This is a genomic window from Ruegeria jejuensis (assembly GCF_041537905.1).
In the GTDB taxonomy this organism is placed as follows: Bacteria; Pseudomonadota; Alphaproteobacteria; order Rhodobacterales; family Rhodobacteraceae; genus Ruegeria_C.
This window is the reverse complement of record NZ_JBGRUO010000005.1, coordinates 197,690-211,050: the sequence shown is the minus strand read 5'-3', so window position 1 is coordinate 211,050 and position 13,361 is coordinate 197,690. Positions and strand designations below refer to the sequence as shown.

The following is a 13,361-nucleotide window of genomic DNA, read 5'->3' as shown; positions in this document are numbered from 1 at the left end:
GGCAGCGACTGACATTGCGGAGTGCGACATGCCATTTGTTTTAGAAACCCTGTCTGGCAACCTACTGGTGCCGACCATCCTGTTTTTTGTGCTGGGGTTGATTGCCGCCTTTGCCCGCAGCGATCTGTCGATTCCGGCTGGCGCGGCGAAATTCATGTCGCTCTATCTGCTGCTCTCGATCGGCTTCAAGGGCGGGGCGAGCCTGGCCGAGCACGGGATCGGCGCGGATGTGCTGGTTGCGATCCTCAGCGGTGTCTCACTGTCCTTTCTGTTGCCGTTTGTGGCCTATGCGCTGCTGCGTTCCATTACGCGCCTTGATGCGCTCAACGCGGCGGCGGTGGCGGGGCATTACGGCTCGATCTCGATCGTCACCTTTGTGACCGCCACCAGCCTGCTGGAGCTGACCGGAGTTGCGTATGACGGGTTCATGGTGGCTGTGGCGGCTGCGATGGAGGTTCCAGCGATCCTGTCGGCTCTGTGGCTTGCCCATCGCGCCGGGCAGGGGGGCGCAAAAACGACGGGGCTTTGGCGCGACCTGCTGGCCAATGGCTCAATCGTTCTGCTGACCGGGGCGTTTGTGATCGGGGCCGTCACCGGCGGCAAGGGCATGCAGATGATTGCGCCCTTCATCGTAACGCCCTTCACCGGCATTCTGTGCCTCTTCTTGCTGGATATGGGCCTGGCGGCGGGGCGCAGCCTGATCGCCAACCGCAATATGCTGTCACCCGGTCTGTTCCTGTTCGGAGTGGCGATGCCGGTGATCGGGGCGCTTTTTGCCTTTGCAATGGGCCAGATGGCGGGACTGGCGGATGGAAGCCTGTTTCTGCTGATGGTACTGTCGGCCTCGGCATCTTATATCGCCGTGCCCGCCGCCATGCAGATCGCCCTGCCCAAGGCGGAGGCCGGAATCTATCTAACTCTGTCACTGGGCGTGACCTTTCCCTTCAACATCACCATCGGGCTGCCGTTGTTTCTGTGGCTGGCGGTGTAAGACAAGGCAGTTGGACCGGATTTGGAGGCGCGGCGCGCAAGCATACCACTGACGCCGCGCCAGATATGCGTCCCGCACCTCGGCGCATCGTACGACCTTGCCCCGCAACACTTTGCGTCTCTTGAGGTGCTTGCGTTGCGGCGTAAAGCTTTCATTATGAGACAAAATTCAGGCGAAACGGGCGTCCGCGATTCGTGTTACGGTAGCGCCAAGCTGATCTATTCAGGAGGCCGCAGGTGGTTCGCGATCTGATCAAATATTCCCGTGTTCTGGAGATCGTCGGCGATACCCTCAAAGTGCATGTGCCAGAAAACGCAGCCTCGGGTGCGGTGGTGCGGTTCAACGATCTGGCGGTGGTCGAAGGGGTCGATGGCGCGCGTTCATTGGCGCAGGTGATCAATATCGACCGCGAAGAGGTCACGCTGCAGGTGTTCTCCGGCACCAAGGGCATCTCGACCGGGGCCAGCGCCACCTTCCTGGGGCACCCGATGCAGACACCCTATTCCGGCAATATCCTGGGCCGGGTCTTTGACGGGGCGGGCGAGCCGATCGATGGTGGCCCCGACCTGTCATCAGAGCCGCGTTATACGATTGGCGGCCCCTCGGTGAACCCGGCAGAGCGGATCGTGCCAAAAAACATGATCCGCACCGATGTGCCGATGATCGACGTGTTCAACTGTCTGGTAGAAAGTCAGAAAATCCCCATTTTCTCTGTTTCCGGAGAGCCTTACAACCCATTCCTCGCCCGGATCGGCATTCAGGCCGATGCTGATATCGTAGTCTTCGGTGGCATGGGGCTGATCTTTGACGACTACTACACCTTCCGTCAATCGTTCGAGGATGCGGGGGTCTTCTCGCGAACCGTGATGTTCGTCAACCAGGCCTCGGACCCTTTGGTCGAGCGCCTGCTGGTGCCCGATATGGCACTGGCCGTGGCTGAGAAATTCGCGGTCGAAGAAGGCAAGCGCGTGCTGGTCCTGCTGACCGACATGACGGCTTATGCGGATGCGATGAAAGAGGTCGGCATCAGCCAGGAGCGCGTGCCCTCGAACCGGGGTTATATGGGCGACCTCTATAGCGAACTGGCAAGGCGGTATGAGAAAGCCTGCGATTATGCCAAGGGCGGCTCTGTCACGATTCTGGCTGTGACAACGATGCCCGGCGATGACGTTACCCACCCGGTTCCGGACAATACCGGCTATATCACCGAAGGGCAGTTCTATCTGCATTCCGGGGTGATCGACCCGTTCGGCAGCCTGTCGCGGCTCAAGCAGAATGTGATCGGCAAGGTCACCCGCGAGGATCACAGCCAGATCATGAACACCATGATCCGCTTCTATTCCGAGGCCCGTGATGCCGCGCAGAAACAGGCTATGGCGTTCGAGTTATCGGATTACGACCAACAGGTGCTGAAATTCGGCGACCTCTTCCGCACCCGCTTCATGGATATCAATGTCTCGATCCCGCTGGAAGAGGCGCTGGATCTGTGCTGGCAGACGCTGGCCGAGTGCTTCCGCCCCGAACAGCTTTTGATGAAGCAGAACCTGATCGACACTTATTTCCCTAAGGGTGCAGATGGCGCGGTTGCAGCTGAATAAATCTTCGCTCGCGCATCAGACCGCGCAGCTGAAGACCTTTGAGAAGTTCCTGCCTTCGCTGGACCTGAAGCGGCAGCAATTGATGGGCGAGCGCGCCAAAGCGGTGGCGCTGGTAAGTGAAATGGAGCGCAAGGTCGAGGAGTTGGCCCAGCAGGTGGGCCGGGACGTGCCGATGCTGGGCAATTCCGGTATCGACTTGAAGGGTCTCGTGCGGCTGATCCGCTATGAGTTGGGCGAAGAAAACGTGGTCGGCACCAAGCTGCCGGTGCTCGACCGGATCGAGGTCGAAATCCGCCCCTATTCGCCGATGGTATTGCCCCATTGGGTCGATAACGTGACAAAGCTGCTGCATGACATGCTTGAGGCGCGGCTGCGGGTGCAGGTGGCGCGCCAGCGGGTCGAGCTTCTGTCGCGCGCGGTCGATGTCATCACCCAGCGCGTGAACCTGTTTGACAAAGTGCTGATCCCCAATGCCCGCGCCAATATCAAGAAAATCCGTATCTATCTGAATGACGAGGAGATGGCCTCGGTCGTACGCTCCAAGATTGCCAAGCGCAAAAGGGCCATGGCATGAGCATCGCGCGGCTGAAAAAGATCTCGGTCATCGGGCGCGCAGCGGATAAGGACGCGACGCTGACACGGCTGCAGGAGCTGGGCGCGATGCATATTCTGCCGCTCTCACCGCCCGAGACTCAGGTCGAGAAAAAGGTCAGCCGTGAGGCCGAGGATGCCTATAAGGCGCTGCGTTTTCTGGCGGTGGTGCCGAGTCAGCGGCGGCAGGTGCGCGCTGACCCCGATTTCGATGTTGAACGCTTCGTGGCCGAGGTGCTGGTGCTCAAGGACAAGCTGCGCGCTGCGCAAGACCGGCGCGACTTTCTGGCCGACCGGATCGACACGATGCAGCCTTGGGGCGATTTCACCTTCCCCCCGACCAAGGCGCTGGCGGGGCTGCGCCTATGGTTCTATGAACTCCCGCTGAAGAACCGCGACAGCCTAGCGGAGGTCGATCTGCCTTGGCAACTCGTGGGGCGCGATCATCGGGTGCTCTATGTCGCCGTGGTCAGTGCCGATGAGCCGCGCGCAGACCTGATGCCGGTGCCGCGCACCCATCTTGGGGCCAAGCCGATCACCGTTCTGGCGGACGAGTTGGAAGATGCCGAGATCGAGATCGAAACCCTGCTGGGCGAGCGCCTGGCGCTGACCCGCTTCCTGACCCTGCTGCGCTCGAGCCTGTCCAAGGCCGAAACCGCCGCCGAGCTTGCCTTTGCCGAGACTCAGACACTTGACGACCCCGACCTCTTCGCCATTCAGGGTTGGGTGCCAGAAGACCAGATCGCCGCGCTTGAGGATATCTGCGCCGAGGAAGGGCTGGCCGTCCTGATCGGCGCGCCGCAACCGGGCGAGGTGCCGCCGACCCTGATCGAACAGCCCGATGCCGAGGCGGCAGGTGTCGATCTGGCGCTGTTTTATCAAGTGCCCAACTACTACGCCTGGGACCCCAGTCGCGTGTTGATTGCATCTTTCTCGGTGTTCTTTGCGATGATCATTGCCGATGCGGGATACGGGTTTCTGATCCTGTTGGGCGTACTGGGTTTCTGGCGGCGTTTGGGAACCTCTGCCCATACCCGTGCCTGGCGTGCCATGTTGCTGATCCTCGCGTGCGCCACGATTGCCTATGGCGTGATCGTGGGCAGCTACTTCGGGGTCGGTCCGCCCGCATTCGGCATCCTCGCCCGGCTGAAACTCATGGATATCAACGACTTCACCACCATGATGCGGCTTTCGATCATCGTCGGCGTGGCCCATGTCGCTTTCGCCAACCTGATGGCATTCCTGCATAAGGCCACGCGCAGCCGTTACGCCAATCTGGGCTGGATCTGCGTTGTGATAGGCGGGCTTGCTGTCTGGCTCAGCGGTCAGACCGGGCAGGTCTATCAGGGCGGTTTGGGGGCCATGGCACTGGGTCTGCTTGCCATCCTGCTTTTCTCCAGCGACCGCCCGGTTACATCCGGCATTGACTGGCTTTGGCGGCTCTTTGGCGGGGTGCAGAGCCTCGCCGGGCTGATGGGCATGTTTGGCGATGTGTTGTCTTATATGCGGCTTTTCGCGCTGGGGTTGGCCTCGGCCTCGCTGGCGGTCACCTTCAATGGGCTGGCCAGCAAAGGGTTCGACTCCGCCTCAGGGCTGGGCCTGCTGGGCGGTCTGCTGATCCTGCTCATCGGGCACGGGTTGAATTTCGCCCTCGCAATCATGAGCGGCGTGGTCCACGGCCTGCGGCTCAACTTCATCGAGTTTTACAAATGGGGTCTGCCCGAGGAAGGCACAGTCTTCCGCGCGTTTTCCCGCAAGGAGGTACAGGAATGACCGATTTCGTCATCGCATTGGGCTGGGTTGGCATTTTTGCTCCCATGGCGCTTGGGACAATCGCCAGCGCGATCGGTTGTTCGATTGCAGGGCAGGCCAGCATCGGCGCGATGCTGGAAACCGAAAGCGGCTATGGTCGATTTGTGGGCATCTCGGCCTTTCCGTCGACATTCGCGATCTACGGGATCGTGATCATGTTCACCCTGAACCGCGCTGTCACCGCTGAAAACGCTGGCGGGCTTTTCGGGGTAGGGGTGTTGTCGGGTTTGGCGCTGCTCTATTGCGGCATGTGGCAGGGGCGGGCCTGTGCCGCGGCGATCAACGCCTCCAAGGAGAAGCCCGAGATCTTCGGCCTGTCGCTCGCACCTGCGGCGATCATTGAAGGTTTCGGTGTCTTTGCCTTTGTCTTTGCCTTGGTGATCAGCGCGGGGATCGCGTGATGGGAGCAGAACAAGAGACCGCGCAGGGCATCGACGCGCTGATCGACCGGCTGCGCAGCGAGGGCGTGCAGGCCGGCTCGGACGAGGCCGCCCGCTTGACGCAAGAAGCACAAGCCAAGGCGGCGCGGATTGTCGAGGCGGCGCAGGCGGAAGCTAGCAAGCTGCAGAGCAACGCACGCGACGCTGCCGACCGCTATACCAAGGCGGGCGAAGAGGCATTGAACACCGCCATGCGCGACGCAGTTCTGACGATGAAATCCACGCTGATGGCTCAGTTCCAGCAGGATGTGCAAAGGATGGTGTCGGAAACCATGACCGATCCCGAGATGCTGAGACAGATGGTGTTGGAACTGGTCGGTCGCGCCCGCAGCGAGACCGGCATTGGCGAGGACGCGCAGGTGATCCTGCCCGCGGAGGTGATCGGCCCCGACGCGATCCGCGCCAATGCCGATGATATCCAGTCCGGCCAGCTCACCAAATTTGTCCTTGGTCTGACGCAGGAGATGTTGGAGGACGGTGTAACGCTGTTTGCGTCAAATGATCTACATGCGGGGATTCGGGCGCAGGCGGGCAGGGATGGGATCAAGCTTGATCTGTCGGACGAGGCCATTGCCGATGTGCTGATGCGGCACCTGCAACCGCGCTTCCGCGCCGTTCTGGAAGGTGTGATCCGCTGATCATGCCCGGTCCCGACGCCTATATCGCGCTGGTCTCCAGCCTGCCCAGTTCCGAGCGGCTTTTTGTGGCCAAGCAGCCGCCGCTCTCGGAATTGCGCCTGCGCAAACGGTTGACGGCGTTGGACGAAGACGATGCCAAAACGCTGCGGCGGATCGAAAACGTTCTGAATTGGGCCAGCTATGACGCGCGGGCGGAAATCAGTGACGTGGTGAAACGGGCGCGCTCCCTGTTGCACGACCTACCGCACCCCACCCTGCGCGCCGTTGTCGCTGATCGGATGGACCTGCGCACCGCCATTGCCGCCCTGCGCATGAGACGCGATGGGATGTCTGCGCCCACCGGCCGATGGGGCTTTGGCAAATGGACCGGGCATATCGCAGCGAACTGGTCTGACCCCACCTTTCGACTGGACGCGCCGCTGCCCTGGCTGCGCGAGGCGGGCACGCTGCTGGAGGCCGGAGATGCGCTGGGGCTGGAACGCCACCTGCTTGAGGTCGCGTTCCGTCAGTTGCAACGCCATGGCGGTATGCACCATTTCGATTTCGAGGCGGTGGTGATCTATGTATTGAAATGGAACCTCTTCGACCGTTGGGCTGCTTCGGATGCGCAGGCCGCCGCGCGGCGCTTTGCGCAGCTTTCCGATGACGCGCTACAGGATTTCCCCGATTTGATGCTGGAAGGAGGGACCGGATGAGTGCCGACCCCAAAACTCAGGTCCCTACCGCCCGCGTTGCGGCGGTGCAGGAGGGCCTGGTCGAGATCGAAACGCTGGAACAGCCCGACGGATCGCCCGGCCGATTGGTCAAGAATGAGGTGGTTTATATCCTGCCCTCCAAACCCGCCGCTGGCGGGCGGCAGGAGAGGCTCAAGGCCGAGATCCTGCGGGTGCGCGGCAAGACCGCCGATGCGCAGGTTTATGAAAGCACAAGCGGCGTTGCGGTGGGTGACCCCGTGGAACAGAGCGGGCAGTTGTTGTCGGTGGAACTCGGCCCGGGCCTGCTGGGACAGGTCTATGACGGGCTGCAATCGCCACTGGCCAAGGTGGCCGCCGAGTACGGCATCTTTCTGCCGCGCGGGGCAGATGTGGCGCCGCTGGACGAAGGCGCGAAATGGTCTTTCGCGCCAAAGGTCAAGCTGGGTGACAAGGTCTCTGCCGGAGACGTCGTGGGCACTGTGCCCGAGGGGCGGTTCACCCACAAGATCATGGTGCCCTTTAACTGGGCAGGCCGCTATGCGATCAACTGGGTCCAGAAAGGCGCTGCCACCGTGCATGACCCGGTGGCCCGCCTGACCGGCGAGGATGGCTCGGAACATATCCTGACGCTCACGCAACGCTGGCCGGTCCGCCGCCCGGTGCCTGCGCAACTGCTGAAATCCGCCGCCTCGCGTCGCACCTTTCCCGATGCGCCCATCCTGACCTCGCAGCGGTTGATCGACACGTTCTTTCCCATCGCGCGCGGTGGCACCGCTTGTATTCCCGGCCCCTTCGGAGCAGGCAAGACCGTGCTGCAGAACCTGATCGCGCGTAACGCGCAGGTTGATATCGTGATCGTGGTGGCCTGTGGCGAACGGGCGGGCGAGGTGGTCGAGACCATCACCGAATATCCCGAAATGACCGACCCGAAATCAGGCGGCAGCCTGATGGATCGCACCATCATCATCTGCAACACCTCGTCAATGCCTGTCGCGGCACGCGAGGCGTCGATCTTCACCGGCATCACTTTGGGCGAGTATTACCGTCAGATGGGCCTCGACGTACTGTTGATCGCCGACAGCACCTCCCGCTGGGCGCAAGCCATGCGCGAAACCAGTGGGCGGCTGGAGGAAATCCCCGGCGAAGAAGGCTTCCCCGCCTATCTGGAAAGCTCGATCAAGGGGCTTTACGAACGCGCGGGCGTTATCAAGACCAATGACGGCGACAGCGGCAGCCTGACCATGATCGGCACCGTATCGCCCGCAGGCGGCAATTTCGACGAGCCGGTGACGCAATCGACCCTGTCTACGGTGAAGTGTTTTCTCGGCCTGTCCTCCGAGCGTGCTTACAAAAGGTTCTACCCGGCGGTAGATCCGCTGCTGTCGTGGTCGCGCTATCTCGATCAGATGAGCGACTGGTATGGCCGCAATATCGACCCGACCTGGACCACACGAGTCAAGGAAATGCAGGCGCTGCTGGAACGGGGTGAGCAGATCGATCAGATGATGCAGGTCACCGGCGAGGAGGGCATCACCATCGACGACTATGTGACCTATCAGAAAGCGCTGTTTGTCGACATGATCTATTTGCAGCAGGATGCATTCGATGACGTAGATTGCTCGGTCTCGATGGACCGTCAGCGGCTTGTCTTCAAGCTGATGTATGGCGTGGTGCAAGATGAGATGGGGCTGGAACACAAGGCGGATATACGCGCCTGGTTCACCGAACTGACCGGCCTCTTCAAGAACTTCCACTATGCCGCTGAGGGCACGCCCGACTATGACGGCCTGCTGGAAAAAATCCGTGCCAAGATCGCCACCCAGTCCATTGCAGCCCGGGCACCTGCGTGAGTGGCTCACTAGGCAGGTTGACGCCGCGTCCCGCGTGACAGAGGCAAGATACCCATTGGATTGTGAAAAACACGGGGCGATGAACCCGCAGCAACACGGAGAGAGCAGATGAACCAAAGCACGGGTTCCGGGGACAGCTTGGCGGAGTTCATCCTGTCTCTCAACGCCGGGTCGTCGTCGCTGAAATTCTCGCTCTACCAGGCGGCAAAAGAACCGGACGAGATCGCCGTAGGACAGGTTGAAAGCCTGGGTCCCAATGCACGCTTCAAGGCGCGGATCGGATCGCAACAGGCCGAGGCCGACCTAGGCTCGGCCGATCATCATGTGGCGCTGCGGGCCATTCTGGAACATTGCGAAACCATCCTGCAAGGGCGGGCACCTGCCTGTATCGGACACCGCATCGCCCATGGCGGGGTCGATTACGAGGGACCTCAGTTGCTGACACCGCAAGTGATGGAAAAACTGACCTTGCTCGAACCGCTGGCGCCGCTGCACCAGCCTCATAACCTTGCGGCGGTGCGGGCCTCGATGGAAGCATTTCCCGACGCGCTGCAAATCGGCTGTTTCGATACCGCCTTCCATCGCAGTCACCCGTGGGTCAACGACACGTTTGGCCTGCCGCTGAAATATTACGACCGGGGCGTCCGCCGCTACGGGTTCCACGGGCTGTCTTATGAGTACATCACCGGCACGCTGGCCCGGATCGATCCCGAACTGGCCTCGGGCCGCGTGGTGATCGCACATCTGGGCAATGGCGCGTCCATGTGCGGTGTCCTGAACGGTCGTTCGATTGCCTCTACCATGGGGTTTTCCGCCCTTGATGGCTTGCCGATGGGCACGCGCTGCGGCCAGCTTGATCCCGGTGTCGTGCTCTATCTGATGGATCAGGAGGGGCTTTCAGCCAGCGAACTAACGAAGCTGCTCTATAATGAAAGCGGGCTTAAGGGCCTGTCGGACGAGACCAATGACATGCGGACGCTGGAGGCCTCGCAACGCCCCGAGGCGGAAATGGCCATCGAATACTACACCTTCCGCGCCCGCCGCGAGCTGGGTGCGCTGGCTGCCTCGCTACATGGCATTGACGGCGTCGTCTTTTGCGGCGGGATCGGCGAGAATTCGGCCGCGATCCGGGCGCGCATCTGTAATGGGATGGACTGGATGGGGATCACCCTTGATGGGCGCGCCAACATGGCCAACGAGATGAGCATCGGCCTGGGCAGAACCAAGGTGCTGGTCATCCCCACCGACGAAGAACGCATCATCGCCCGCGCCGCCTCGCAAGCGCTGAAAGAGCGTGCGGTTGCCGAAGGTTGACTGCTCAAGCTGGAAAAGGCTGATCCGTACGATCAGTATTCTTGAGCCCGAAGTGCAGCGTGCAGCTGTGCGCCACAGGATCGGTGAACGAAAACGAGTCACTGTAGGTGTTTCGCAGTCAGCAAATAAAACTTTCCGGCCCTCATTGACCGGTTGCAATTGGCGTTCTGACAGCGCTAAGCGTCTTTCCCAACTGTGAGGACGACTTCTATGACAGAGCAACAAGGCGATCCACGCCATCTGGAAACACTTGATCGGGATCTTGCTCGGTTCTCCAGACTGGAGACCGCAACCAGCTATGTGTCACGCCCGATGGTGGGCGTCGGGGTTTCGCTGGTCTTTGTTCTGTTGGCAGGCATCGCTGCGATGTCTCTCTTCGGTCAGGGAAGCAACTCCGTCATCGTGATCATCGCGGCCTGTCTTGGGGCCTATATGGCGCTGAACATCGGCGCCAATGATGTGGCCAACAACATGGGTCCGGCGGTCGGGGCGAATGCGCTTTCGATGGGCGGGGCCATAGCCATAGCGGTCATATTTGAAAGCGCGGGCGCGCTGATCGCGGGCGGAGATGTCGTATCGACCGTCGCCAAGGGCATTATTGCGCCCGAAAACATGGGCACTGCCTCGGTCTTTATCTGGGCCATGATGGCCGCACTTTTGTCGGCAGCACTGTGGGTCAACCTGGCAACATGGGTTGGGGCACCCGTTTCCACGACCCATTCGGTGGTCGGAGGCGTCATGGGCGCGGGGATCGCAGCGGCCGGTTTCGCCGCTGTCAGTTGGTCAACCATGGGCAAGATTGCGGCAAGCTGGGTCATCTCGCCTGTTCTGGGCGGGGCTATCGCCGCCATGTTCCTTTGGCTGATCAAGTCGCGGATTATTTACCGCGAAGACAAGATCGCGGCGGCGCGCAAATGGGTCCCCATCCTTGTCGGTATCATGGCGGGGGCGTTCGCGTCCTATCTTGCCCTCAAAGGCCTGAAAAAGATCATTAAGATCGACCTGCAGGCAGCTTTGATGATCGGCTCGGCCATCGGTGCCCTGGTCTGGATCGTGATGATCCCAATAATCCGCAAGCAGTCACAGGGGCTGGAGAACCGGAACAAGTCGCTCAAGGTGCTGTTTGGCATTCCGTTGGTGGTGTCAGCGGCTCTGCTGAGTTTCGCCCACGGGGCAAATGACGTGGCCAACGCCGTTGGCCCGCTTGCCGCAATTGTACAGGCTTCTCAATCGGGCAGCTTTACGGACGCAATCAGCATACCGCTCTGGGTGATGATCATAGGCGCGTTCGGGATATCCTTTGGACTGCTGCTGTTCGGGCCGAAACTTATCCGCATGGTCGGCGGCCAGATCACAAAGCTCAACCCGATGAGGGCTTATTGTGTGGCTCTGTCGGCTGCGATCACGGTGATCGTGGCCAGTTGGCTTGGCCTGCCGGTCAGTTCAACCCACATTGCTGTCGGGGGCGTATTTGGCGTCGGCTTCTTCCGGGAATGGGATACCGAGCGGCGTATCCGAAATGCGCGCCTCAAAATGCCGGATCGCACAAATTATCCGCCGGAAGAGCGCAGGCGTCGCAAACTGGTGCGCAGGTCCCATTTCATGACCATCATTGCGGCCTGGGTTGTTACCGTTCCCGCCGCCGCGTTCCTGTCAGGGATCATTTTCTATCTGATCAGCGCGGTCCTGTCGTAAGACAGAAGACCCTGCTTTGAGTCTGGGCCTCACAATTGGCGTACCCGTCAGGCGACCTGATCTGATGCGGCACATCATAAGTGCCCTGCTTGCGCTACGGCTTGCCAGCCGTGGCGGATGGTTTAGAGCTCAGCATCTTTTCGATCTGTGCCAGACGGTCCTCTGATTCCGGGATGACCTCGAATGCCTTGAAACGAATGCACGACCGTCACCTTGCGGGCTCACCGAAAGCACTGATTTTATATCTCATTTTTCAGGTATATTGAGAAGGGTGGTGCCGGTGATAGGACTCGAACCTACGACCCCATCATTACGAATGACGTGCTCTACCAGCTGAGCTACACCGGCGATCTGGTATGCGAGAGGGCAGGGCCCGAAACGCTTAGTGAGGGGCTGATTACAGCCGACTTGCCGGAATGACAAGCCAAATTGATCGCTGTTTTTGCATTCGCTCCATGTGGTAGGCAGACAAAAAAACCGGCCCGCGAGGGGGGCCGGTTTCTGGTCTATCCGCCGAAATCGTCCAGCATGATGTCTTCGCGGTCCACACCCAGTTCCAGCAGCATGTTGATGACCGACTGGTTCATGATTGGCGGGCCGCACATGTAGTATTCGCAATCTTCGGGCGCGGGGTGGCTTTTTAGGTATTCCTCGAACAGGACATTGTGGATGAAGCCAGTGTAGCCATCCCAATCATCGCCCGGTTGCGGGTCACTCAGCGCCACGTGCCACTCGAAGTTCGGGTTGTCCTTGGCCAGCCCATCGAAATCTTCGACAAAGAACATCTCACGTTTCGAGCGCGCGCCGTACCAGAAGCTGATCTTGCGCTTCGATCCCAACCGCTTGAGCTGGTCGAAGATATGGCTGCGCATGGGCGCCATCCCAGCGCCGCCGCCGATGAAGACCATTTCTTTCTCGGTGTCGCGGGCGAAGAACTCACCAAACGGACCCGAGATGGTGACCTTGTCACCCGGTTTCAGGTTGAAGATATAGGATGACATCTGGCCCGCCGGAATGCCCTCGGACCCCGGAGGGGGCGAGGCCACGCGCACGTTCAGCATGATCATGCCGCGTTCTTCGGGGTAGTTGGCCATGGAATAGGCGCGTTCGATCGGCTCCGCCACGGTGGACTTGTACTGCCACAGATTGAACTTGTCCCAATCCTCGCGATACTCCTCCTCGACGTCGAAATCGGTATAGGCCAGCTGGTGTGCAGGCGCCTCGATCTGAATGTAGCCGCCAGCACGGAAGTTCACGTCCTCGCCCTCGGGCAGGTCCAGGGTCAGCGCCTTGATGAAAGTGGCCACGTTCTCGTTCGAGCGAACCGTGCATTCCCATTTCTTGACGCCAAAGACCTCCTCAGGGACCTCAATATCCATGTCCTGCTTGACCGCCACCTGACAGGACAGGCGGTCGCCGCAGGAGGCCTCGCGTTTGGTGATATGGCTTTCCTCGGTCGGCAGGATCGAGCCTCCGCCGGAGTGGATTTTCACCCGACACTGCGCACAGGTGCCGCCGCCGCCGCAGGCTGAGGGGACGAAGAGTTTCTGTTCGGCCAGCGTCTGCAGCAGCTTGCCGCCAGCCGGGACCGAGATGGTTTTCTCGCCATTGATGGTGATGTTCACGTTGCCGGTCGAGACCAGCCGCGAGCGAGCCACCATGATGAGCGTGACCAGTGCCAGAACGATCAGGGTGAAGAGGACGATGCCAAGCGTGAAGGTTTCCATGTGCCCGCCT

Annotated in this window: 11 protein-coding genes and 1 tRNA gene; 10 read left to right on the top strand and 2 right to left on the bottom strand. The window is 60.6% G+C overall.

Annotation, left to right across the window (positions count from 1 at the left end):
* Positions 1 to 28 precede the first annotated feature (28 nt).
* The 10 genes from AB1E34_RS08430 (at position 29) to AB1E34_RS08385 (ending at position 11,624) form a co-directional block, all read left to right on the top strand.
* Positions 29 to 991, top strand: coding sequence for a sodium-dependent bicarbonate transport family permease (locus tag AB1E34_RS08430; protein ID WP_372571891.1), 963 nt, complete (start codon positions 29 to 31; stop codon positions 989 to 991).
* Between the two features lie 236 nt (positions 992 to 1,227).
* Complete coding sequence (locus AB1E34_RS08425) at positions 1,228 to 2,589, top strand: V-type ATP synthase subunit B (RefSeq protein WP_372571890.1); 1,362 nt, start codon at positions 1,228 to 1,230, stop codon at positions 2,587 to 2,589.
* Complete coding sequence (locus AB1E34_RS08420; RefSeq protein WP_372571889.1) at positions 2,567 to 3,163, top strand: V-type ATP synthase subunit D; 597 nt, start codon at positions 2,567 to 2,569, stop codon at positions 3,161 to 3,163. The genes AB1E34_RS08425 and AB1E34_RS08420 overlap by 23 nt, the downstream gene beginning before the upstream one ends.
* Positions 3,160 to 4,953 (top strand): V-type ATP synthase subunit I, encoded by a 1,794-nt coding sequence (locus AB1E34_RS08415; protein WP_372571888.1) that lies wholly within the window; start codon positions 3,160 to 3,162, stop codon positions 4,951 to 4,953. The genes AB1E34_RS08420 and AB1E34_RS08415 overlap by 4 nt, the downstream gene beginning before the upstream one ends.
* Positions 4,950 to 5,393, top strand: a complete 444-nt coding sequence (locus tag AB1E34_RS08410) for an ATP synthase subunit C (protein ID WP_306196068.1) — start codon at positions 4,950 to 4,952, stop codon at positions 5,391 to 5,393. The genes AB1E34_RS08415 and AB1E34_RS08410 overlap by 4 nt, the downstream gene beginning before the upstream one ends.
* Positions 5,393 to 6,070, top strand: coding sequence for a hypothetical protein (locus tag AB1E34_RS08405; RefSeq protein ID WP_372571887.1), 678 nt, complete (start codon positions 5,393 to 5,395; stop codon positions 6,068 to 6,070). Before AB1E34_RS08410 ends, AB1E34_RS08405 begins: the two co-directional genes overlap by 1 nt.
* Before the next feature lie 2 nt (positions 6,071 to 6,072).
* Positions 6,073 to 6,765, top strand: coding sequence for a hypothetical protein (locus AB1E34_RS08400; protein ID WP_372571886.1), 693 nt, complete (start codon positions 6,073 to 6,075; stop codon positions 6,763 to 6,765).
* Positions 6,762 to 8,615 carry a V-type ATP synthase subunit A gene (locus AB1E34_RS08395; protein ID WP_372571885.1) on the top strand — a complete coding sequence of 618 codons (1,854 nt, stop codon included), beginning with the start codon at positions 6,762 to 6,764 and terminating at the stop codon, positions 8,613 to 8,615. The genes AB1E34_RS08400 and AB1E34_RS08395 overlap by 4 nt, the downstream gene beginning before the upstream one ends.
* A gap of 108 nt (positions 8,616 to 8,723) precedes the next feature.
* Positions 8,724 to 9,929, top strand: coding sequence for an acetate/propionate family kinase (locus tag AB1E34_RS08390; RefSeq protein ID WP_372571884.1), 1,206 nt, complete (start codon positions 8,724 to 8,726; stop codon positions 9,927 to 9,929).
* A 210-nt stretch (positions 9,930 to 10,139) separates the two neighbouring features.
* Positions 10,140 to 11,624, top strand: coding sequence for an inorganic phosphate transporter (locus AB1E34_RS08385; protein WP_372571883.1), 1,485 nt, complete (start codon positions 10,140 to 10,142; stop codon positions 11,622 to 11,624).
* A gap of 272 nt (positions 11,625 to 11,896) precedes the next feature.
* On the opposite strand, the gene AB1E34_RS08380 is transcribed toward AB1E34_RS08385, so the two are convergent.
* A tRNA-Thr gene (locus AB1E34_RS08380) sits at positions 11,897 to 11,972 on the bottom strand.
* A 158-nt stretch (positions 11,973 to 12,130) separates the two neighbouring features.
* Complete coding sequence (gene nqrF, locus AB1E34_RS08375) at positions 12,131 to 13,351, bottom strand: NADH:ubiquinone reductase (Na(+)-transporting) subunit F (RefSeq protein ID WP_372571882.1); 1,221 nt, start codon at positions 13,349 to 13,351, stop codon at positions 12,131 to 12,133.
* Positions 13,352 to 13,361: the final 10 nt, after the last annotated feature.

What these genes read in the sequence shown, in the direction of transcription:
- AB1E34_RS08430 (WP_372571891.1), top strand. Translation starts at nt 29, where the DNA reads ATGCCATTTGTTTTAGAAACCCTGTCTGGCAACCTACTGGTGCCGACC.
- AB1E34_RS08395 (WP_372571885.1), top strand. Translation starts at nt 6,762, where the DNA reads ATGAGTGCCGACCCCAAAACTCAGGTCCCTACCGCCCGCGTTGCGGCG.
- AB1E34_RS08415 (WP_372571888.1), top strand. Translation starts at nt 3,160, where the DNA reads ATGAGCATCGCGCGGCTGAAAAAGATCTCGGTCATCGGGCGCGCAGCG.
- AB1E34_RS08405 (WP_372571887.1), top strand. Translation starts at nt 5,393, where the DNA reads ATGGGAGCAGAACAAGAGACCGCGCAGGGCATCGACGCGCTGATCGAC.
- AB1E34_RS08385 (WP_372571883.1), top strand. Translation starts at nt 10,140, where the DNA reads ATGACAGAGCAACAAGGCGATCCACGCCATCTGGAAACACTTGATCGG.
- AB1E34_RS08390 (WP_372571884.1), top strand. Translation starts at nt 8,724, where the DNA reads ATGAACCAAAGCACGGGTTCCGGGGACAGCTTGGCGGAGTTCATCCTG.
- AB1E34_RS08420 (WP_372571889.1), top strand. Translation starts at nt 2,567, where the DNA reads ATGGCGCGGTTGCAGCTGAATAAATCTTCGCTCGCGCATCAGACCGCG.
- AB1E34_RS08400 (WP_372571886.1), top strand. Translation starts at nt 6,073, where the DNA reads ATGCCCGGTCCCGACGCCTATATCGCGCTGGTCTCCAGCCTGCCCAGT.
- nqrF (WP_372571882.1), bottom strand. Translation starts at nt 13,351, where the DNA reads ATGGAAACCTTCACGCTTGGCATCGTCCTCTTCACCCTGATCGTTCTG.
- AB1E34_RS08410 (WP_306196068.1), top strand. Translation starts at nt 4,950, where the DNA reads ATGACCGATTTCGTCATCGCATTGGGCTGGGTTGGCATTTTTGCTCCC.